Raw genomic sequence first — 22,444 nt, 5'->3', positions numbered from 1 at the left:
AAACGGTGTTTTTTATGAAGGCCACAGAAAGCATGATCTGTCTTGTTGATGGAGAGCACTACCTCCCTGTGACAAGGGCGGCTGTTGAGACCCTCGACTCAATGGAACACATTGATGTCAAGGCACTGATCTTCATCGGGGGAACCGAAAAACTCAGGACATCATCACCTGAGGAGTACACCGAGATGATGGGAAGACCCGTTTACTTCGGTGATGATCCCCACAGGATACCCTATGACCTCATAGCCAGACTCATCAGAAAGTACGGTGCAGACACGGTTATGGACCTCAGCGATGAACCCGTCCTGGACTACTCAAAGAGGTTCAGGATAGCATCGGTTGTCCTTGAGGAGGGTGCAGTCTACAGGGGTCCTGACTTTGAGTTCCAGCCCCTCACAGAATATGATATACTCAAAAAACCATCCCTCAAGATTCTCGGGACAGGTAAGAGGATAGGTAAAACCGCTGTATCCGCCTATGCGGCCCGACTGATCCATGAACGTGAGTACAACCCCTGTGTTGTGGCGATGGGTCGAGGCGGCCCTGAGGAGCCTGAGATCGTCAGGGGTGACAGGATAGAAATAACCCCCGAGTTCCTGATGGAGCAGTCAGACAGGGGGGTTCATGCAGCCTCTGACCACTGGGAGGACGCCCTCATGAGCCGGATACTCACGGTTGGCTGCAGGCGCTGTGGCGGCGGTATGGTGGGGGATGTCTTCATAACCAACATGAAGAGGGGTGCTGAGACAGCCAACAGTCTGGACGCCGACTTCATAATCCTGGAGGGGAGCGGGGCTGCAATACCCCCTGTGAAGTCAGACAGACACATAGTCCTTGTTGGCGCAAACCAGCCCATCATAAATATAAAGAACTTCTTCGGGCCCTTCAGAATAAGGCTGGCGGATCTTGTGATACTCACAATGTGCGAGGAGCCCATGGCAGATGATGAGAAGGTTGAGGAGATCGTTGAGTTCATAGAATCCGTTAACCCCGATGCAGAGGTTGTGACCACTGTCTTCAGGCCAAAACCACTTGGGGATATCAGCGGAAAGAATGTCCTATTTGCAACCACCGCCCCCGACTCTGTGAAGGATATCCTGGTTGAATACCTTGAGTCTGAGTACCGCTGCCGGGTCGTTGGCACGACTCCACACCTTTCAAACAGGCCGCTACTACAGCGGGACATTGAGAGGTACATAGATGACGCTGATGTGATGCTGACAGAGCTCAAGGCGGCTGCGGTTGATGTTGCAACGAAGGACGCCCTTGAGGCGGGGCTCGAGGTCATCTACTGCGACAACATACCCATTGTGAGGGACGGTTCGCAGGATGAACTTGATGACGCCATAATCAGGGTGGTGGAGAGCGCCATAGATGACTTCAACCTCAGAAGGACCCCATAGGGAGCAGGTGGTATATTGGATGACTCCGAGATCAGGAAACTCTTGAGGTTCACCCTCAGTGAAAAGAGGGTTATAGAGGAGCTTCAGATACCCCCTGATGCATTCATACCCCTTCTTTTTTCCATCAGGTATGGTGGTGACTGGAGCCTCAGGAAGAACTCCGGGCGTTTCATGGCTGTGAAGGAGAAGGTCACCCGCTTTGATGAGGATGAAATGACAGGGCGGACCCTTGAGATAGTTTACCTCTTCCTGAACCCCAGGGTGGTGAGGGAGGAGGGCACCGTTTACCGGCTCGAGAAGTGCGGCTCAAAAAATGAGAGGGAACTTGTGAAGAGGCCCTACCGTGTCGTGGTGGATGGTGATTACATCCTCAGGGCGGTGCTTGATCCCCTTGATTTTAAGATTAAACTGAAGAGGCTCAGGAAGCCCCTTAAATTCACAGGGTCAGGGGCCTATGGTGTTTCACATGAGATGGAGCACCTGGAGGGCAGGGAGTCCCGTGGAACCCCCTTCTGGGAATTCGAATATGAAATAGAGGACGATTGAAATTTTCAGACAGATATACTCTGACATAACAATATATTCATATATGTAAATATAAGAATATTGTTATGGATGGTGATGAATTATGAAGAACAGAACCAGTGGCTGCTGTGAAGATACAGTTACAGTTAATGGCGAAAAATGTGAATGCAGCTGCAGCTGTGGATTTCTGGAGTACCCTGATGAATGCAGGGTGCCGGAGCCGGAAGATCCATCAGGAAGGGCAGACGATGAATTCATAGGTCGCCTCGAAGAATATGCTCATTCACTTGGCATTAGAAACATTGGCTACGCCAGGCTCACACCCGATGTTATCCTTGCAGGTGAACCCCCCTACCGGAATGCCGTGGTCCTCACAGTGGACATGGACGACGATCTCGTACTGACTCCCCCAGGCAGAAAGGCGAGGGAGATGAATGACAGGCTATACGGTAAACTTGCAGATTTAACCTTCAGGGTGGCTGATTTCCTCAGGATTAACGGATATGGTGCCGTGGCCATCCACCCCATGAGCGGCCTCATAGACCTCTCCCTCCTTGGACAGAATGCAGGTATCGGTTTTAAGGGCAGGAACGGTCTTCTTATAAGCCCTGGCAAAGGCCCGGCCCAGAAGATATCCGCGGTCCTCACAGGAATATCAGACCTTCCCTATGGCTCCAGGGATCATGAATGGATACCCTCCTACTGCAGGAGATGCGGCAGGTGCATAATGGCCTGTCCACAGGATGCCCTGGTGGAGGTTGAGACCTGCTGCGGATCCAGGGTTATGCTACTTGATGATAGATGCACCGGCTGCAGTGATGGATGCACCCACTGCATAGAGAGCTGCCCATTCTACAGGAGGGACTATGAAAATATAAGATCGGCATTTATGAGAAGCATGAAAAAATGAAGCTGGACACTGTCCTTACACTGATGCCGGAATTAAAGGCAAAAAAATTTATCAGTGATATACCACCATAAAAAACTGCTATATTTTAATAAAATGGTGGACATAATTACTGCAAGGTGTATAAAATGAAGGCCGATGCAGTAAAGATTGCAGATGGTGTCTACTGGGTTGGTGTCATGGACTGGGACATACGGAACTACCATGGCTACACCCTTGGAGGCACAACATACAACGTGTACCTCGTCTTTGGGGACGATAAGGTCGCCCTTATTGACAACACATACCCTGGAACATCCCCCCAGATGTTTGGAAGGATAAGTGACGCCTTTGAAAGGGAAGGAAGGGAGGAAAGGATAGACCTCATAATCCAGAACCACATAGAGAGGGACCACAGCGGTTCAATCCTGGAGGTCTGGAAGCGCCACAGGTCAGAAATAATCTGCACAGAAAAGGCCGGTGAGGGACTGAAGGAACATTACCCCCTCCCAGATGAAGCTGTATTCAAAACCGTGAAAACAGGGGACTCCGTTGACCTTGGAGGGAAAACCCTCACATTCCTTGAGGCCCCCATGCTCCACTGGCCAGACAGCATGTTCACCCTCCTTGGTGAGGATGGGATCCTATTCTCAAATGACGCCTTTGGCCAGCACCTCTGCATCAGCAGAAGGTTCGACAAGGACGTTCCTGAAGCAGTGCTGATGGACGCCGCCATGAAGTTCTATGCCAATCTGTTAACACCACTATCACCCCTTGTACTAAGAAAGTTCAGTGAGGTAAAGGAGCTTGGGCTTCTCGAGAACATCAGGATGATCGCACCATCCCACGGGCAGATCTGGACAGAGCCCATGAAGATCATAGAGGCATACACGGCATGGGCAACAGGGGAGTGCAGGGACAAGGCCACCATAATCTATGATACCATGCACTACTCAACCAGGATGCTTGCACATGCACTCGCAGAGGGACTCATGGCCGGGGACGTGGATGTTTCAATGCACTTCCTCCACGAGGATGAAAGGAGTGAAATCGTAAAGAACATCCTCGAAAGTAAGGCTGTATTCATTGGAAGCCCCACAATGTTCAACGGGCCATTTCCGAGTCTCGGGGACATAATGTACTACCTCAAGGGGCTCACATTTGATAGGACAGGCTTTAAGAGGCTGGCAGTTGTATTCGGATCAAAGGGATGGGGTGGAGGTTCAGTGAGGACACTCAAAGACGAAATCAGCGCCGCAGGCTTTGAGGTTGCAGAGACCCTTGAAGTCAACTACGTCCCGGACGAGAATGACCTGGAGCACTGCTACAGCATCGGAAAATCAATCGCAAGAAGGATAAAGGAGATGTAACCGATGAAGTCCGTTAAATTTCAGGGAAGCCATGACCCTGAGAAAAAAATTGTTGTTAGCCTCTTCTGGACGGTTCGAAAGACCATAAGGGAGGAGGGCTGCGCCCCTGTAAGGATCAAAAGGATCCTAACATCAAAGAACACCTATGAACCCGAGGGCAGGAAACTCCTCAAGCTCTCAGATGAGATCATGGACGATATACTCGGTGATATCGAGAGGGGTAAAACGGTTGAATTTGAGATGACAATGGGTGAGGAGTCACTGAGGGTCTGGATTGACGCTGAGGGCTTTGCTGTTGAGGCATCAAAGACGCCTGAACTTGAGGAGGAGATTGTTGAGAAAATCCAGCATGAGACCTCAAAGCTGACACCTGACTTCTGCCAGACATTCCTTCCGAGGATCTTCCCCAACCAGTAGCAGGAAAAACTGGAACCTTTAATTTCTTCTTTCAGTTCACAGCACCTGAAATGTGGGCTGTAACTTTCATCCTGCACAAATTATTTATAGAACCTTAAACCCATCGATAATTGCATACTTATTTAAGAGGTGATTAAATGGCACAGGGACAGCAGCCCATATTAATATTACCACAGGGCACAAGCCGTTACGTTGGAAAGGAAGCTCAGAGAATCAACATCCTTGCAGGTAAGGTTCTCGCAGAGACCGTGAGGACAACCCTCGGTCCCAAGGGAATGGACAAGATGCTTGTTGACTCACTTGGAGACATTGTTATCACCAATGATGGGGTTACAATCCTCAGGGAAATGGACATATCTCACCCCGCCGCAAAGATGCTTGTTGAGGTGGCAAAGACCCAGGAAGACGAGGTTGGCGATGGTACAACAACAGCCGTCATCATAGCAGGGGAACTCCTCAAGGAAGCCGAAAAACTCATTGAAATGGGTGTTCACCCAACAATAATAGCTGTGGGTTACAGGCAGGCAGCTCTCAGGGCCCAGGAGATACTTGAAGACATATCCATCAGGGCAAGTGATAGGGAAACACTCATGAAGGTTGCGGTGACCGCCATGACAGGTAAGGGTTCAGAAAGGGCCAAGGAGAAACTGGCTGAACTCGTTGTGGATGCGGTCATGCAGGTGGAAGAGGACGGTGAAATCGACAGGGACAACATCAACATACAGAGAATACAGGGAGCATCAGTTAACGAGTCAAGAATAGTGAACGGTATAGTGATAGACAAGGCAAGGGCAGACACCTCAATGCCAAAGAGGGTAGAAAATGCCAGAATAGCACTCCTCAAGTACCCGATAGAGGTCAAGGACCTTGAAACCGACGCCAAGATAAGGCTGACGGACCCATCACAGATGCAGGCCTTCATCGAGCAGGAAGAGCAGATGATCAGGGACATGGTGGATAAGATAAAGAGCTCCGGTGCAAACGTTGTCTTCTGCCAGAAGGGCATCGATGACCTTGCACTCCACTACCTCTCACGTGAGGGTATACTTGCACTCAAGAGGGTCAAGAAATCCGACATAAAACGCATCGAGAAGGCCACAGGCGCAAGGCTTGTCACAAACATCGAGGACCTCACAGAGGACGACCTGGGAGAGGCCGGAGTTGTCTACGAGAAGAAGATCTTTGATGATGTGCTGACATTCGTCGAGAACTGTAAGGACCCAAAGGCAATCTCCATAATCCTCAGGGGAAGCACAAAGCATGTTGCAGAGGAGATGGAACGTGCACTTGAGGACGCAATAGGCGTTGTGGCCTCAACCATTGAGGACGGCGAGGTTGTCGCAGGGGGAGGAGCACCTGAAGTTGAAATAGCAAGGAAACTCAGGGAATACGCTGACACCATAAGTGGCAGGGAGCAGCTTGCAGTCTCAGCCTTTGCAGATGCCCTTGAGATCGTTCCAAAGACCCTTGCAGAAAACGCTGGACTTGACAGCATCGACGTCCTGGTGGACCTCAGGGCCGCCCATGAGGAGTCACCCTACATGGGACTTGACGTCTTTGAGGGAAGCGTTGTGGACATGAAGGAGGAGGGTGTTCTTGAACCCCAGAGGGTCAAGAAACAGGCCATCCAGTCCGCTGCAGAGGCAGCTGAGATGATCCTCCGCATAGACGACATGATAGCAGCTAAGGGCTTTGATGTTTCATCAAAGGACGAAGAGAATATGGAAGGAATGGGTGGAATGGGTGGAATGGGCGGAATGGGCGGAATGCCCCCAATGATGTAACACCCAATAATCTTTTTCAATGTTTTTAATAAAAATTTATGAATAAATATTATTTATCATGATTAATAATAGTAAAATATATAAGTCCAGAAAAACTTACTACTATCACCCAAGAAAAAATGGCGGTATGAAAAATGTCAAAGGATACCTCAGTTCTCCTGGAGGAAACAAGGGTCTTCAAGCCACACTACACCATCGTGGAGGAGGCCCACATAAAAAACTGGGAGGCCGAGCTGGAAAAGGGAAAGGACCATGAGAAATACTGGGCCGAAAAGGCAAAAAGATTCGAATGGTTCAGGAAATGGGACAGGGTACTCGACGAGAGCAACAAGCCATTCTACAGGTGGTTCGTGAACGGCAAGATCAACATGACCCACAACGCCGTGGACAGATGGCTGGACACAGACAAGAGAAACCAGGTCGCCATTCTCTACGTGAACGAGAGGGGAGAGGAAAAGAAGCTGACCTACTATGAACTTTACAGAGAGGTCAACAGAACAGCCAATGCCCTGAAAAGCCTTGGAATCAAAAAGGGCGACGCCGTTGCAATGTACCTCCCCATGTGCCCGGAACTCGTTATCTCAATGCTGGCCTGCGCAAAGATAGGGGCCGTGCACAGCGTCATCTATTCAGGTCTGAGCGTCGGAGCACTTGTGGAACGCCTCAACGATGCAAAGGCCAAGATCATAATAACAGCAGACGGAACCTACAGAAGGGGTGGGGTGATAGAACTCAAACCAATCGTTGACGAGGCCATACTCCAGTGCCCCACAATAGAGACAACCGTTGTTGTGAAACACACAGACATAGACATAGAGATGTCAGACATAAGCGGACGCGAAATGCTGTTCGACAAGCTTATAGAGGGCGAGGAGGACCGGTGCGAGGCAGAGGTGATGGATGCAGAGGATCCCCTCTTCATACTCTACACCTCAGGAAGTACCGGCAAACCAAAGGGTGTGCTGCACACAACAGGAGGATACATGGTGGGGGTCGCATCAACCCTTGAGATGACCTTTGACATCCATAACGGAGACCTCTGGTGGTGCACAGCAGACATAGGGTGGATAACCGGGCACAGTTACGTCGTATACGGACCCCTCCTTCTTGGAACAACAACACTGCTCTATGAGGGGGCCCCGGACTACCCGAACCCCGGGGTCTGGTGGAGCATAGTGGAAAAATACGGTGTCACAAAGTTCTACACAGCCCCCACGGCAATAAGGCACCTCATGAGGTTCGGTGAAAAACACCCGAAACGCTACAACCTGGATTCCCTCAAGATCCTTGGAACCGTTGGTGAGCCAATAAACCCCGAGGCATGGATGTGGTACTACAGACACATTGGAAGGGAAAAATGCCCGATAATCGATACCTGGTGGCAGACCGAAACAGGAATGCACCTCATAGCGCCACTGCCTGTAACACCACTCAAACCGGGATCCGTCACCAAACCCCTTCCCGGCATCGAGGCGGACGTTGTTGACGAGAAGGGCAACCCTGTGCCCCTGGGTAAGGGCGGCTTCCTTGTAATAAAGAAACCATGGCCTGCAATGTTCAGGACACTCTTCAACGACGAGGAGAGGTACCTCAACGTATACTGGAAACAGATCCCCGGTGGAGTCTACACCGCAGGTGACATGGCAAGGAAGGACGAGGACGGCTACTTCTGGATACAGGGTAGATCAGATGACGTCCTCAACATAGCCGGACACAGGATCGGTACAGCGGAGGTTGAATCAGTATTTGTGGCCCACCCTGCAGTTGCCGAGGCAGCGGTCATCGGTAAGGCTGACCCCATCAAGGGGGAGGTCATAAAGGCATTTCTCATACTCAAGAAGGGCCATAAGTTAAATGCACCCCTCATCGAGGAACTCAAAAGGCACCTGCGCCATGAACTTGGACCCGTGGCTGTTATCGGGGAAATGGTGCAGGTTGATAAGCTCCCGAAAACAAGGTCAGGAAAAATAATGAGAAGAATACTGAGGGCCAGGGAGGAAGGAAAAGACCTCGGTGATACCTCAACCCTTGAAGAATAGAAGGAGGCAGAAAAAATGACTGAAAAAGAAGTGATTATATCAGATAAAACCGCCAACCCAGCTCCCCTTGGACTTCTGGGCTTTGGTATAACCACTGTGCTTCTGAACCTGCACAACGCAGGGCTTTTCCCCATAAACAGTATGATACTTGCAATGGGGTTCGCCTACGGGGGTATAGCACAGATACTTGCAAGTGTGATGGAATACAGGAAGGGCAACACCTTTGGTACGGTTGCATTCGGCTCATATGGACTCTTCTGGTGGTCACTGGTACTCCTGCTTGTGATCCCCAAACTGAAGTTCATTGAAACAGCCGGCAGTGCAGCGGCAGCAGCAGACCCGGTTGCAATGGCATCATACCTCTTCATGTGGGGCCTGTTTACACTGGTGATGTTCATTGCAACCCTAAAACTCAAGAGGGGCATACAGGTGATATTCATAAGCCTCGCAGTGCTATTCTTCCTGCTCACGGCCGGTGAAATCACAGGTTCAGCCCTCATAACTACCATTGCAGGCTATGAGGGTATATTCACAGGTGCCGCTGCAATGTACGTTGGCCTTGCAGAGGTCATAAACGAAACCCATGGAAGGGATGTTCTGCCCATATGATCAGGAAGGGAACACCCCCATTTTTTCTATTCATAATATGCTGACACCAGAACCTCCAGAAAAGAAACAACCCATTTATTCATTCAAGATGTACCAACCAGCCTGATTTTACACCAGCGCCTGATGATCTGCCAAAAATTATCTTACCGCAACCATTCAGAAAACCTTATATTGAATTAGGTTTAACTAAATTAACAGCAAGCATTTAGGTGAACCTAATGAAGCATCTCAGCGAAAATATAGAGGAATACCTCGAAACCATCTACCGGCTATCAGAATCCAGTAAAAATGCCAGCACAACCAGCATATCAAGGGAAATGGGAATAGCCCCTGCCAGTGTAACCCAGATGCTTAAAAAACTTGATTCTGAGGGATATGTTAAATACTCACCCTACCGTGGGGCGATGCTCACAGAAAAGGGGTACAGGATAGCCCGGAGAATAACAAGGAAACACCGGCTACTGGAGAGGTTCCTCCACGATGTACTTGGAATCAGGAGGGACAGGATACACAGACAGGCCTGTGAGATGGAACATTCGCTCTCAGATGATGCAGAGAGGGCACTCTGCCAGCTCCTCAACATGCCAGATGAGTGCCCCGACGCAAATCCAATCCCTGCCTGCGACTTTAAATTCCAGACATGCGGGGAATGCATTGAACTGAAGGATAGGGATGTTGAGGAAATAGGGTGCCGTGAGGGTAACCTTAAATCACTCACAGAGATGGATGAAAAACAGGCTGGGAGGGTTTCATTCATACGGGGGGACTACAGGGTTTTAAGGAGGCTCATGGACATGGGAATAACCCTTGGAGTCCCAATAAGGATGATAAAAAGGGCCCCCCTCAGTGGGCCCATCGAGGTGGAGGTCCGGGGGTCAAGGGTGGCCCTTGGAAGGGATATAGCAGATAACGTATTCATAAATACAGAAAGCTAAATTTCCTTAGAACCGAATTTCAACCGGGACGTGTTTACTGATGGAGAAATCTGAGATAACCGTTGCGCTTGCAGGAAACGCCAATGTGGGTAAAAGTGTGATCTTCAACCAGCTAACCGGGTCAAACCAGATAGTCGGGAACTGGCCAGGAAAAACCGTTGAAAGGGCAGAGGGTTACCTTAAATTTCAGGGTCGGGACATCCACATAATTGACCTTCCAGGCATATACTCATTTTCAACCTACTCCATGGAGGAGATAGTCTCCAGGGAGTTCATAGTCAAAGAGAAACCAGACGTCGTCATAAACGTGCTTGATGCATCTGTACTTGAAAGGAACCTCTTCTTCACGCTCCAGCTCATGGAGATGGAGGTCCCCATGGTTATCTGCATCAACCAGGTGGACATGGCCAGGCAGAAGGGGATAGTGATAGACGAGAAGAAACTTGAAGGTGCCCTGGGTGTCCCTGTTGTATCAACGGTGGCTGTTAAGGGCCAGGGACTCCAGAAACTCCTCAGGAAAACCCTTGAAGTGGCCGATAAAAGGATAAAACCAGAGGTCATAGAATACGGGGAGGAGGTTGAAAGCCGCATAAGAACACTTATGGAATCACTTCCCGAAATTCCAGAGGGCTATTCAAAGAGATGGGTTGCCATAAAGCTCCTTGAAAACGACCCTGAAATAACCGCCATGATGCCAGCCGGTGTGAAAAGACTTGCAGCTGAACTTGCAGCCCAGGTTGAAAGGATACACAATGAGCCATCATTCTCTGTTATTGCCTCTGAGAGATACTCCCTCTCAAATATGATAGCAGCAGGCGCACAGAAACAATCAGAGATAAAGACATCCCTCTCAGAGCGCCTTGACGGTTTCCTCACACACCCCATCTACGGTTACATCTCATCAGTCCTTGTTGTTGGAGGTCTCCTCCTCTGGACCTTCGTTGTGGGTGAATTCCTATCAGATACGCTCACCAATATATTCGGATTTTTCCAGCCAGTTGACCCCCAGTTCTCAGGTTCAGTTGAATCCATAATATGGAACGGGGCCTTCGGGGGTATAGTGGCTGGTTTAACCCTCGTGATACCATTTGTCATACCCTTCTACCTCATGTTATCCTACATCGAGAACTCGGGGCTTCTCACCAGGGTCGCGTTCATGATGGACGCCTTCATGAGAAAGATAGGGCTCCATGGCAAAGCCCTCATACCCCTCATACTCGGATACGGTTGCAGTGTACCGGCAATCGACAGTACAAGGATACTTGAAACCCCCAGGGAAAGGCTCCTTGCAGCCTTTGCAATATCCTTCGCACCCTGCGCCGCAAGGACAATCCTCATACTTGGACTTGTGGCCCTCTTTGTCAGTGTATGGTGGGCCATAGGGTTATACGCCCTGGACCTCCTCATAATATTCATAATGGGTAAACTTGCATTTAAGGCACTGCCCGGGGAGACCACCGACCTTATAATGGAGATGCACTCCCTCAAGATGCCATCCTTCAGGGTAATAGCAAGGCAGACCTGGACAAGGACAAAGTCCCTCATATACCTCGTGTTCCCCATATACATAATCGGGAGCGCCCTCATACAGCTCCTATACGCAATCGGGTTTCTGAATCCCGTGAGCAATATCATGGCACCACTCACAGCTGGCTGGTTACACCTGCCGGTATTTGCCGGGATACTCCTGATCCTTGGGGCTGTGAGGAAGGAGTTCATCCTCCTGGGCCTCGTCTCACTGGTTGGAACAGATATCGGGGCGGCACTTACAGCGCCCCAGATCCTTGTACTCACCCTGGTGGGAATGCTCTACTTCCCCTGCCTTTCAACAATAGCAGTACTTGCACGGGAATTCGGGTGGAAATCCACATCCATAATAACCCTTGCAAACCTTGGAACCGCCCTCTTCCTGGGGGGAATCTTTGCAAGGATACTGCCCTTTATCATGTAATGATCAGTACTTAAGGTGCTGAGGACAGAAATAATCCTGTGGTACCATGGCAGAAATCAAGATAATATCCTGGAACGTTAACGGTCTGAGGGCCGTATACCGTAAGGGCTTCCTTAACTGGTTCATGGACGAGAAACCGGATATCCTATGTCTTCAGGAGACCAAGGCAAGTCCAGAACAGCTCCCCAGAAGGTTAAGGCATGTTGAGGGTTACAGAAGTTTCTTCACCCCTGCAGAAAGGAAGGGATACAGTGGAGTCGCCATGTACACAAGGATACCCCCAAAATCCCTCAGGGAGGGCTTTGGTGTGGAGAGATTCGACATTGAAGGCCGCATACAGGTTGCAGATTTTGATGACTTCCTGCTCTACAACATATACTTCCCCAACGGGAAGATGTCAGATGAGAGGTTGAAGTACAAGCTTGAATTCTATGACGCATTCCTCGAAGACGTCAACAGGGAACGGGACGCTGGCAGAAACACGGTAATATGCGGGGACTTCAACACCGCCCACAGGGAGATAGACCTGGCAAGGCCAAAGGAGAACAGTAACGTATCAGGGTTTCTACCGGTTGAAAGGGCCTGGATAGACAAATTCATTGAGAACGGCTACGTTGACACATTCAGGATGTTCAACAGGGATCCGGGCCAGTACACATGGTGGAGTTACAGGACCAGGGCCCGTGAGAGAAACGTGGGATGGAGGCTCGACTACTTCTTTGTGAATGAGGAGTTCGCAAAGAACGTTAAAAGGTCATGGATACTCTCAGAGGTGATGGGCTCAGACCACTGCCCAATAGGACTCGAGATAAAGGTTTAATTAGCTTCAGGTGCTAACCTCCCCGTTTCCAGGCTGAAACAGCTGATATAACCTCATCGAGGTACCTCAGTGAGTCGCTGTGGCTGCTCAGAGCATGGGCGAATTTACTGATGATTTTATCATCCTTTATTTCAATGTAGAGGAGAATATCCTCAAGGATTTCGTCCTCAGAGTAACTCTCAGGTGGCTCCATCCCCCATATATTCACAAGGGCCCATTCCCTGCTGTGGTCCCTCAGGTTTTCAAGGTCAAGTTCCTCCCTTCTGAAGACCTTCTCCTGGACATACCTCATGATGTCCCTGTTCTTCAGTGCCCATATCCTGAAATCAGAATACTTATCCCTCAAATCAGGTAATAAATCCTTTTTATGATTTCTGATCCTTATGAACTCCTCCTCTTGAGGGCTGGAATAAAGACCCCCCGCTGACTTAAGATTCAGGTTATTGGAGTTCTGAATCATCTCCCTTCCAGCCTCAAGGTGGAGTATCTCATCGTCACTGAGCCCCCTCCTCTCCATCCGTCCCTTCTGGGATTCAGCCTCCCTCTTCCATTCCTCATACTTCAGGGACTCAAGTTCCCGGATCTTAATCCTGAAGAGTTCCCCTATAACCTCAAGGGCCATGAAAACCTGCCATGGCCTTCCTCTTCTGAGGAGGTTGAGGTACTGGGATATCTCAACTGCACCGGATGGGAGTGGCCTGATGTGTGCTGCAAGTCTCCCAGTCTCCCTGGGAAATAAGGAAGGTAGAAGCTCAAGTACTGTCCAGACCCCAAGGGATACAAGTGCAGCGACCAGCACATCAACCAGGAGTGGCTCCATAAGTATCATCCACTGTATTCAAGTATGGCCTTCTTGATTTCACGGTTGGTTTCAGCCACCACCTCAACCCTTCCCACCGGAACCCCCTCACCCTGCAGATGGGCCAGGAGCTGTGAAGGACTTATTGAGTCCTCAAAGTCAGCGAGAACACCTCCATCCTCCAGTGCAACCGTGAGGGCCCCGTAGAGTTTAAGCACCCTCTCGGCACTCTCGGGTTCAGGGGTCACGACACGGAATGTCCTTACACTGTGATGCACCTGACTGATATCGATGTCCATTCTCTGGAGTGCTATGAGGACATGCTTATCAAGGGCCCTTTCAATGACCTCAAGGTCAATCCTCTCCTTCTCCATGTTTATTCTCACTGCCTGGGCAATCTGTGCAAGGTCACGGGCATGGGCATAGCTTGGCTGCAACCCCTCGCCACCATCGGCGACTGGAGTGTACACCATCTTAATCCTTTCCAGGACCTCTTCATGGTAATCCTCACCTGTGGCATCAAGGTTGCGCCTGAATACCTCCACAACATTCTCAACAGGTGGATTCTTGAGGAATATGTGGAGAGGCGCCCTCCTGAGGTGTGCCTCATCCATTATGCTCACATCAAGGTTGGTTGAGAATGCAGGGATGAAGTGGGTGTGGAATATAACAGGAACCCCCCTTATGTATATGACGTCCTTCTTGTTCTCAAGGGGCACTATGAGGCGGTTGAGGATCACCTCATGGTCATCCCTCTGCCTTCCAAGGTCGTCAATGAGGAGCACTCCACCGTTGGCCTTTATCAGGGGGGAGGTCTCATATACACCCTTATTCATATTGTAGGTTGTCTCAAGTTCATTGAGGCTCAGTTCAGAACCTGTGAAGACGAATGGGGCGTGTATCTTTATCCAGCGGGGATCATCCGGTTCCTCAGGACATGGCTTGTGGAAGTCAGGGTCATATATCTGTATAACCCTCCCGCTGAACTCTATAAAGCGGGGAATCACCATGGGGGGTAGAAGGTCCGATGCCTTGCTTATGATGAAGGTTTTACCTGTTCCCGGAGCACCATAAACAAAAAGCCCCTTACCAATGGTGCATGACTCAACAAGACATTCCTTTGCATATGATAGTCCAACAACGTCCCTGAAGGCCCTTTCAATAACCTCTGGGGGTATCTTTATTGGGAAACGGTTCCTGAGCTGTTTATCCATCAGTTCAAAGTATCTCTCGTAGGGTACAGGTGCCATTCCAATATAAGGGTTTTCCTCCATTACCAGGCGGGCCTTCTCAACCCCCCTCTTTGTCAGTGTATACTCAACACTGGAGAAGAGGAAGCTTCCACCCACCTGTGCGCAGAAACCATCCTTCTCCATCTGGCCAAGGACATCTTCAAGTATATCCAGATGTATACCTGTAATATCAGTTATTCGCTGGGTTTTAACCGTTCCATATGTCAAAAGGATCTTCAGGACAAGGTCCCTCACAAAGAAGTAGGATAAACCCAGTTCCTCAAGTGTCTTTGGCTGTTTCAGCTCCTCAAAGAGTTCAACCATGTTTTCATCGTGGTAGTAGTCATCACAGTTCATCAATCATCCCCCTATCAATGAAATCATGTTCATCCCCCCAGAAAAAATGTGGAGATCCTGACTAGAGAATCTCCTTAAGTTCGCTGATGTCATTGATGACAGTAACATCAAGGCCCCTCTTTTCAATGAGATCCCGCTCTTCATCTGTAAGCTCTGAGTTGACGAGTATGGCTGACATTCCCGCGTTGGTTGCCCCCAGTATGTCCTCATTGAACTTGTTGCCAACCATAATGGATCTTTCAGGTTTGCAGCCCATCCTTCTGAGGGCCTCCTCAAAGATCCTGATGTTTGGTTTCTCAAAGCCAACCTCATCTGAGGTGACGACCTCATCGAAGAAGTGGTGTATCCCCAGCCTTATCAGTTTCTCCCACTGCTTTATTGTTATACCGTTGGATATGACCCCCAGCCTGTATCCCCTGCTCTTTAGGTGTATAAGCGTTGATGTTGTATTGGGGAATGGCCGGAGAAGCGCGAACTTGACGTTGTGATATGTTATCATTCCAAGGGCAATGAGAAGGGGTTTTTCCTCACCAAAAACCGTCTTTGTGAGCACATTGAAATGTTTATCATAGTTGGAGCCCTTTTCAGCGATTATCTCCCTCAGAAGTTTGTATGCCTCATCCTGTGTCAGGGGTAAACCCGCATCTATCATCACATTCAGGGCAGCCTTTCTTGCAAGTCTGGCAAATCCTGATGTGTCATAGAGTGTGTCATCAATGTCAAAAAAAACCGCCTTCAGCATCTTCCCACCTTACTCTCTGTAATGAAACTCTATAGTTAATCAATTATAACAGTGTTGGTTTCTCTGTGGATAATATTATGATGCAAAATAATATGTAAAACTATTCCTGCCTATAAACTCTTAGTGGAGGTCCAGAACAACCAAAATCTCAGATGAAAAAAATAAAGTTCCTGTTTTCTAGAAAAAGGCATCGAGGTTGCTCTGCCTTTCGCCACATGAGAGAGAATTTATATCCTCTGTGGAGTAGCCGAGAGATGACATTATTCTTGATACCGCGGCCATGACCTGGTTTTCAATGTAATAGTCCGGGTCGTACTCCAGGCCCTCAGCATCCTCAAGCGGGAAGGCCCTCTGACTTATGGGGCCCCTTCCCTTAACTATGATATACCTGATTATGGATCCCCGCTCAATGCGCCTTCCCCTCTCAAGGGATCGTTTTGCGGCGATAACATGTGGGCCTATCTGTTTGTACTCAGAGAGGTCCCTTGTTATCTGGGTGTGGATTGCAAGGTCATCCAGTTCCACCTCGCCGCCCCTTATGCGCCTTACAACATCCCTTATTATCTTTCTGGCCTTCTCAGGGGATCCGTCTCTTAGGATGGCCATTAAAACTTTTTGCTGGGTCTTTTTAGCTATCGGTGCCCAGTCACGCCTCACAAGTTCAAGGCCCTTTGCAACAATCGTGTCATCCTCTATCAGGGCGTATCTCTTTTTTGTTACGAAGAAGCCCCTCCTGTAAAAGCCCTCAAATTCCAGCTCCATGCCCTCAGGCAGGTTGCTGTTTATGTGTTTGAGGAACCTTTCCACCTGGGATAGTATCTCGGCCTCAAGCTTATCTGACATATGACACCCATGGTCAGTTGAGGGGCTTTGGTGGGAAATCTATTCCTTTATGAGTACTCCGTTTATTACGCCGTCCTGTCCAGGCCTGGATGTGACCCTCACGTTTCCAAGGCTGGTTTCAACAACAGCACCCTTTGTTATGATGTTCCTCCTCACAAAGTGGGGGTTTGCTGTGTTCTCAACAACATTCCTTATCTCCGCAACCTCAACCTTACCTGTTTCAGGGTCAACAACGTTTATCCTTGTATCTGCAGCGAGCCTGACCTTGGTGTTGCCCCCACGTGTCCTTATCATCCTGACACGCCTGTCACCGATCTTTGTCTCGGCGGGTTCCCTTCCAAGTTCGTATTTCCTCTTTCCGCGGTTCATCTTGGCTCTTCCACCGCTTGGTTTCTTCATTGATTTACCTTGCCAGATTGCCATTATTTCACCTCAATCTAAGTCTCTATCAGAATCAGTAATGCTGAGTTTAAGAAACTCAGTGACTCGGTATAGATAAATTTATCTATAGTATAGGATCCCCCATTTAAAAAGATTGTGCTTCCAGGGTATGCTATGGATCACTGAATCCATCTATCCTAACTCCTTTATTTAAATAGAATATTGTCCTGAGGGAAACCTCTGCCCTGATCAATATGTGATTACACCAATGAAAGGTTTTATACCATCAGCAAGATACCCTATAAGCAAGAGATTGTACAGGTGAATCTATGAAGATCGGCATGTCCCATGGTGCAGGCGGAGAAGTGATGCAGGACCTCATATCAAACATAATACTATCCAATATCCATAACACGAGGGTTAACGGCGGAATTGGCCTCGAGGACCTTGACGACGGTGCAAGCATACCCCTCGGCGACTATGAGATAGTTATGAGTACCGATGGCCACACAGTCGACCCCCTCTTCTTCCCAGGCGGTGATATAGGCAAGATATCGGTTGCAGGTACAGTCAACGACATATCGGTTATGGGTGCAAGGCCCCTTGCAATTGCAAGTGCAATGATCCTCAGCGAGGGATTCCCTGGCGAGGATCTTGAGAGGATCGTGCAGTCAATGGACGCTGTCTCCAGGGAGACCGGGGTTTCAATCGTCACCGGGGACACCAAGGTCATGGAGAGGGGTAAACTGGACAGGATGGTCATAACAACCACGGGTATAGGTGTTGTGAAGCGTGGTGAGATAATAAGGGACTCAGGACTGAGGCCCGGTGATAAGATCATACTCACAGGCAGCGTGGGGGACCATGGCATGGCACTCATGGCCTTCCGTGAGGGCTTTGGATTCGACACCGACCTTGAATCAGATGTTGCCCCGGTATGGGGTATGGTTGAGGCGGCCCTTGAGGTTGGTGGTGTTACCGCAATGAAGGACCCCACAAGGGGGGGTATAGCAAATGCCCTCAACGAACTCGCAGATAAATCAGGGGTCGGGATGGTTGTTGATGAGGACATGATCCCTGTGAGGGAGGAGGTTAGGGCCGTCTCCGAGATGCTGGGCATCGACCCCTATGAGGTTGCCAATGAGGGCAAGGTCATCATGGGGGTTAACCCTGAATACGCTGAGGATGTCCTCAGAGCCGTGAGGAAGGCACCATACGGTGAAAACGCAATGATAATAGGTGAAGCAAATCAGGACAGCCATGTGATCCTTGAAACAAGCCTTGGAGGCAGGAGGATACTTGAGGCCCCTGTTGCTGATCCTGTTCCAAGGGTGTGCTGATCTGATACAGGAGGGGTGTTATGGAACTTAAGAAGAAGAGGCTCTATGCATTTTTAGTTGATTTCCTGGTGGTTACAGGGGTGATGTACCTGCTAACAGTCCTTGTTTATCCATTAGCACTTCTCCTGAACCTTTTCTCAATCTACAGGTACTGGCTCCCCATCCTTGGCATCATAACCATTCTCTATTTCAGCTACCTTGAGTACCATGGAGGAACAGCGGGTAAGAGGATGATGGGCCTCGTTGTAATATCAGAGGAGGGTGAACTTGGCTGGGGCCAGGTTGTCATAAGAAACCTTTCAAGGATACTCTGGTTCCCCCTCATCCTGGACGTCATCCTGGGACGCCTCAGGAATCGTCTCAGGATCCTCGACGCAATTGCAGGTACACGGGTTGTCAGTGCAGAGAAGAATGTGGACGATGCTGAACAGGATCTATGATCCATTTGAATGTGTCTGCAGAGAAAAATGATGATGGATAAGGACTTAATCAGGGAGAGGATCTGGAAACTCCTGAAGGATAGGGGTGTAAGCAGCCGTTCCCATGGCCGCATACCAGACTTTCAGGGGTCAGCTGCAGCCGCAGAGAGGCTCTCAAGGACAATAGAGTGGGAAAGAGCAGATGTTGTATTCTCATCCCCTGATTCTGCCCAGCGCCCAGTGAGACGACTGGCCCTTGATGATAGAAAGGACCTTGTAATGCCCACACCAAAGATAAAGGATGGTTACCTTTTAATCTCAGGGGATGTTCCGGATGCGGATGCTGCATCAACCATAAGGGGCGCCTACAGGTATGGCTCATTCATCAGCAGATTCCCAGAGGTTGACCTTGTTGTTGAGGGATCCGTGGCCGTTGACCTGGAGGGAAACCGCCTCGGTAAGGGGGGAGGATACGGTGACAGGGAGATATCTGAACTCAGGGATCAGGGGGCCATAGGTGATGACACTCCTATAGCCACAACGGTACATGAGCTGCAGATCATTGAAAGTGTCCCTGTTGAGGGCCACGATGAAAGGATAAACATGATAGTGACCCCAATGCGTGTTATAAGGCTATTTCTCGACGAAAAAATCCCACGAGTCGTCTGAAAACCAGATAAAAGATTCTTAGAATGAACTAAATCCTGAAAATTAATCCACCCAAACCATTACTTTAAATAGGTTGAAGTTCAACATGAATATGTGCTGATTTTTAATTATCATGTGCCTGGCAGAAATTTTGGGGCTATCATGTTTCAGATCTGCCGGCTGGCAGCTGATAATTGAATAATCGATTTTTAAGAATTGAGGAAAAGATAAAAATGAAAGAATTGAAATTCAGTGAATTTGATATCTCAGGGGAGATTAACAGGGCCCTTGATGATATGGGATTTGAGGGTACAACCCCAATCCAGGCACTTACATTACCTGTTACACTTGATGGTATGGACGTTGTTGGGGAGGCCCAGACCGGGACCGGGAAAACCGCAGCCTTTGCCATACCACTTCTTGAGAACCTTGAACCAGAGAGGGTCCCCCAGGCACTTGTGATCTGCCCGACCCGTGAACTCTGTCTGCAGGTCACCGATGAGATAAGGAGGATAGGTAAGTACCTTAATGTGAGGGTGCTTGCGGTCTATGGTGGTCAGGGAATCGGAGGTCAGATAGCTGAGCTCAGGAGGGGCGTCCATGTTATCGTCGCAACACCAGGAAGGCTCATAGATCACATCGAGAGGGGTACTGTGGACCTTGGAAGTGTATCCACGGTCGTGCTTGATGAAGCCGATGAGATGCTCAACATGGGCTTCATAGAGGACATAGAGAGGATACTATCCCACGTACCTGAAAGGAGACAGACCCTGCTTTTCTCTGCAACCATCTCAAAGCCGGTACTAAGGATCGCAGAGAGGTATATGAGGAACCCCCAGATCCTCCGTGTTGAGAAAAAGCACAGCCCCAGGATAGATGAATTCTATTTCAAAACCAGGGAGGAGGACAAGGTTGAGCTCCTTGACTGGATACTGACATCCAATGACATAGGAATGGGCCTCATATTCTGCAATACCAAAAGGAGGGTTCAGAGGCTCAGAAAGCAGCTTGGACGTATGGGCTACTCTGTGGATGAAATTCACGGGGACCTATCACAGTCAAAGCGTGAACGTGTCATGGAACGATTCAGGAAGGGAAGGTTCAACCTCCTCATTGCAACTGATGTTGCTGCAAGGGGTATACATGTGCCCGATGTGGAGGTAGTTGTCAACTATGATCTCCCATTCGAGAACGAGTACTACGTTCACAGGATAGGGCGTACCGGGCGTGCCGGTTCAAGTGGAAAATCCTTCACACTGGTTGTTGGAAGGGAGGTCCACAGGTTAAGGCGAATCCAGTCCTTCACAGGTAAAAGGATAAAGAAGAGCAACATACCATCCCCACAGGAGATAAGGAGGGGTTACGAGGAGGACCTTGTGGAGGTGCTCCGGAGAAACCTTAAATCCAAGAGTTACAGTGACTCCAAGCTCCTGGGAAACCTTGTAAGTGAGGGTTACAGTTTCAGGGATATCTCACATGCCCTTCTGGATGTTCTGGAGTCCTCAAAGTAGATAGGGGCTTATTTCTATTTTATGGATAGAGGCTGATCTATCACCCCCCCATATTCTTTAATTTTCTAAATCACATAGAGAATTTAACCTTTGATTTCATGGATCTCCCCATCAAGGGAATTCCGCGACCACATCCCTATTTCAGTATTACTTTTAGATTCCTATAAGTGTTTTCGGTAATAAAAGATTTTATATATTGAAGATGTTTTAACTAATCTGTGGTGATACAATGAGAAGGTTCCTTATCATTCTAGCGACATTTGCACTGATTGCAGGTCTCTCGCATCATGCATGGGCCCACCCCGGCCATGGTTACTACCTTGAGGAACCATCGGATTCAGGTGACAGTAAATCAGACTCATCCACCACATCAGATTCATCCAGTACTTCGAATAAGCCTTCAGGTCAGAGCAGCAGCAAATCAAGCGCATCAGGTGGTCATAAAACCACCCATGAAAGTAAATTGGACTCATCAGATTCATCAGAGAAATCCGGTGCTGAAAGCAATTTCCAGACTGAAGAGAATGTTACAGGTGAAAGGGAGAATACCACAGAAACAGCAGATGTTAATGTGAATAAACCAGATTACGGATTCCTACCTGCACTTGCAGGACTGTGCCTGGTTTTTGGTTTAACCGCATTCAGGTTCCCACGCAGCTGAATACAAAAAGTGCGTATACTGGATAACACTTAACGGAGGTTCAACAGTGCATATACCCGATGGAATCATACCACTCTGGCAGTCGGCAGTCTACTGGGCTGTTGCACTCGTGAACATTGGCATATTCTTCTACATATTCTCAAAGAAACCCGGAAAGGAAAAAAGGATAGCTGGAACAGGACTTTTTGCAGCGGCCGCTGCGGTCGCCTCATCCATATCTGTGCCATCACCCTTCGGTGTCCCGGTGCATTTCTTCCTGATACCCCTCGCAGCCATAATACTAGGACCCCTCACGGCGGTTATGGTCGCGGTGCTCTGCCTCCTCGTCCAGTTCTTCATACTTGGAATGGGGGGGATAACCAGCATGGGAGCCAATATACTGACAATGGGTATAGGTCTTGGAATTGGAACCTATGGGGTCTACAGCGTTTTAAGTGAACTTGACAGGGGACTTGGTGTGTTCTCAGCCACATTCCTTGGTATAATGATTGCAACCGCGTTCCACATCATGATACTCCTGGCAGCGGGTGTTGCGGGTCCTGAAATGCTCATGTCAACACTCATACCCTTCTACATATTTGTGGGTGTTGTGGAGGGTGCTGCAAGCATGTTCATATTCTCATTCCTTGAGAGAATGAAACCCGAGCTCATTGCAATGGAAAAGGTCTAGGTGATTCATGTGAAGAAATTTGTGTTTCTACTAATTTTTCTCCTTATCGGCGGTGTCTCAGCCCATGGAATGGAGATAACCCCAGAGTCGTTCATTGTAATA

The 22,444-nt window shown here is 49.0% G+C and carries 22 protein-coding genes; 17 read left to right on the top strand and 5 right to left on the bottom strand.

All coding sequences use genetic code 11. The annotated features are described in order from the left end of the window. Nucleotides 1–14: 14 nt before the first annotated feature. The 11 genes from QFX39_RS05200 to xth all read left to right on the top strand — a co-directional run bounded on the left by QFX39_RS05200 (nucleotide 15) and on the right by xth (nucleotide 12,739). Complete coding sequence (locus QFX39_RS05200; protein ID WP_300478020.1) at nucleotides 15–1,403, top strand: cyclic 2,3-diphosphoglycerate synthase; 1,389 nt, start codon at nucleotides 15–17, stop codon at nucleotides 1,401–1,403. A gap of 15 nt (nucleotides 1,404–1,418) precedes the next feature. Beyond that, nucleotides 1,419–1,949: a RimK/LysX family protein gene (locus QFX39_RS05195; RefSeq protein WP_048175109.1), complete on the top strand. Its 531-nt coding sequence runs from the start codon at nucleotides 1,419–1,421 to the stop codon at nucleotides 1,947–1,949. A gap of 82 nt (nucleotides 1,950–2,031) precedes the next feature. Continuing rightward, entirely contained in the window at nucleotides 2,032–2,838 is an 807-nt protein-coding gene (locus QFX39_RS05190; protein ID WP_300478018.1) for a 4Fe-4S binding protein, read from the top strand. 125 nt (nucleotides 2,839–2,963) lie between these two features. Next, entirely contained in the window at nucleotides 2,964–4,184 is a 1,221-nt protein-coding gene (locus QFX39_RS05185; RefSeq protein WP_300478017.1) for an FprA family A-type flavoprotein, read from the top strand. 3 nt (nucleotides 4,185–4,187) lie between these two features. Continuing rightward, nucleotides 4,188–4,601: a hypothetical protein gene (locus QFX39_RS05180; protein ID WP_300478016.1), complete on the top strand. Its 414-nt coding sequence runs from the start codon at nucleotides 4,188–4,190 to the stop codon at nucleotides 4,599–4,601. Between the two features lie 137 nt (nucleotides 4,602–4,738). Then, nucleotides 4,739–6,385, top strand: coding sequence for a thermosome subunit alpha (gene thsA, locus QFX39_RS05175; protein ID WP_300478015.1), 1,647 nt, complete (start codon nucleotides 4,739–4,741; stop codon nucleotides 6,383–6,385). 134 nt (nucleotides 6,386–6,519) lie between these two features. Next, nucleotides 6,520–8,424, top strand: coding sequence for an acetate--CoA ligase (gene acs / locus QFX39_RS05170; protein ID WP_300478014.1), 1,905 nt, complete (start codon nucleotides 6,520–6,522; stop codon nucleotides 8,422–8,424). Nucleotides 8,425–8,439: 15 nt separating this feature from the next. After that, nucleotides 8,440–9,033, top strand: coding sequence for an acetate uptake transporter (locus QFX39_RS05165; RefSeq protein ID WP_300478013.1), 594 nt, complete (start codon nucleotides 8,440–8,442; stop codon nucleotides 9,031–9,033). 218 nt (nucleotides 9,034–9,251) lie between these two features. Then, a complete protein-coding gene (locus tag QFX39_RS05160; protein WP_300478012.1) occupies nucleotides 9,252–9,968 on the top strand; it encodes a DtxR family transcriptional regulator in 717 nt (238 codons plus the stop codon). A 40-nt stretch (nucleotides 9,969–10,008) separates the two neighbouring features. Next, nucleotides 10,009–11,919 (top strand): ferrous iron transport protein B, encoded by a 1,911-nt coding sequence (feoB, locus tag QFX39_RS05155; RefSeq protein WP_300478011.1) that lies wholly within the window; start codon nucleotides 10,009–10,011, stop codon nucleotides 11,917–11,919. A 46-nt stretch (nucleotides 11,920–11,965) separates the two neighbouring features. Then, on the top strand, nucleotides 11,966–12,739 hold the full coding sequence (gene xth / locus QFX39_RS05150; protein ID WP_300478010.1) for an exodeoxyribonuclease III: 774 nt from the start codon (nucleotides 11,966–11,968) through the stop codon (nucleotides 12,737–12,739). Between the two features lie 13 nt (nucleotides 12,740–12,752). On the opposite strand, the gene QFX39_RS05145 is transcribed toward xth, so the two are convergent. From QFX39_RS05145 to QFX39_RS05125, 5 genes are all read right to left on the bottom strand, one after another. After that, nucleotides 12,753–13,568 carry a hypothetical protein gene (locus tag QFX39_RS05145; protein WP_300478009.1) on the bottom strand — a complete coding sequence of 272 codons (816 nt, stop codon included), beginning with the start codon at nucleotides 13,566–13,568 and terminating at the stop codon, nucleotides 12,753–12,755. Beyond that, nucleotides 13,565–15,127 (bottom strand): YifB family Mg chelatase-like AAA ATPase, encoded by a 1,563-nt coding sequence (locus QFX39_RS05140; RefSeq protein WP_300478008.1) that lies wholly within the window; start codon nucleotides 15,125–15,127, stop codon nucleotides 13,565–13,567. Before QFX39_RS05140 ends, QFX39_RS05145 begins: the two co-directional genes overlap by 4 nt. 61 nt (nucleotides 15,128–15,188) lie before the next feature. After that, the gene (locus tag QFX39_RS05135; protein WP_300478007.1) at nucleotides 15,189–15,869 is read right to left on the bottom strand and encodes a TIGR02253 family HAD-type hydrolase; all 681 of its coding nucleotides are present in this window, start codon (nucleotides 15,867–15,869) and stop codon (nucleotides 15,189–15,191) included. 177 nt (nucleotides 15,870–16,046) lie between these two features. Next, the gene (gene polB2 / locus QFX39_RS05130) at nucleotides 16,047–16,712 is read right to left on the bottom strand and encodes a DNA polymerase PolB subunit 2 (protein WP_300478006.1); all 666 of its coding nucleotides are present in this window, start codon (nucleotides 16,710–16,712) and stop codon (nucleotides 16,047–16,049) included. Nucleotides 16,713–16,751: 39 nt separating this feature from the next. Then, on the bottom strand, nucleotides 16,752–17,135 hold the full coding sequence (locus tag QFX39_RS05125) for a 30S ribosomal protein S8e (RefSeq protein WP_300478004.1): 384 nt from the start codon (nucleotides 17,133–17,135) through the stop codon (nucleotides 16,752–16,754). Between the two features lie 287 nt (nucleotides 17,136–17,422). Between QFX39_RS05125 and hypE the strand changes: the two genes are divergently transcribed. From hypE to QFX39_RS05095, 6 genes are all read left to right on the top strand, one after another. Next, nucleotides 17,423–18,433 carry a hydrogenase expression/formation protein HypE gene (gene hypE, locus QFX39_RS05120; RefSeq protein WP_300478002.1) on the top strand — a complete coding sequence of 337 codons (1,011 nt, stop codon included), beginning with the start codon at nucleotides 17,423–17,425 and terminating at the stop codon, nucleotides 18,431–18,433. Nucleotides 18,434–18,453: 20 nt separating this feature from the next. Beyond that, entirely contained in the window at nucleotides 18,454–18,873 is a 420-nt protein-coding gene (locus tag QFX39_RS05115) for an RDD family protein (protein WP_300478000.1), read from the top strand. Nucleotides 18,874–18,906: 33 nt separating this feature from the next. Beyond that, the gene (locus QFX39_RS05110) at nucleotides 18,907–19,521 is read left to right on the top strand and encodes a 5-formyltetrahydrofolate cyclo-ligase (protein ID WP_300477999.1); all 615 of its coding nucleotides are present in this window, start codon (nucleotides 18,907–18,909) and stop codon (nucleotides 19,519–19,521) included. Between the two features lie 212 nt (nucleotides 19,522–19,733). Further along, nucleotides 19,734–21,011, top strand: coding sequence for a DEAD/DEAH box helicase (locus QFX39_RS05105; RefSeq protein WP_300477997.1), 1,278 nt, complete (start codon nucleotides 19,734–19,736; stop codon nucleotides 21,009–21,011). A 229-nt stretch (nucleotides 21,012–21,240) separates the two neighbouring features. Further along, the gene (locus QFX39_RS05100; protein WP_300477995.1) at nucleotides 21,241–21,672 is read left to right on the top strand and encodes a hypothetical protein; all 432 of its coding nucleotides are present in this window, start codon (nucleotides 21,241–21,243) and stop codon (nucleotides 21,670–21,672) included. A 46-nt stretch (nucleotides 21,673–21,718) separates the two neighbouring features. Next, on the top strand, nucleotides 21,719–22,342 hold the full coding sequence (locus QFX39_RS05095) for an energy-coupling factor ABC transporter permease (RefSeq protein WP_300477994.1): 624 nt from the start codon (nucleotides 21,719–21,721) through the stop codon (nucleotides 22,340–22,342). The last annotated feature ends 102 nt before the right edge of the window (nucleotides 22,343–22,444 follow it).

The organism is Methanothermobacter sp. (assembly GCF_030055425.1).
In the GTDB taxonomy this organism is placed as follows: domain Archaea; phylum Methanobacteriota; class Methanobacteria; order Methanobacteriales; family Methanothermobacteraceae; genus Methanothermobacter.
The sequence above is the reverse complement of the archived record's forward strand: the minus strand, read 5'-3'. Positions and strand labels throughout refer to the sequence as shown.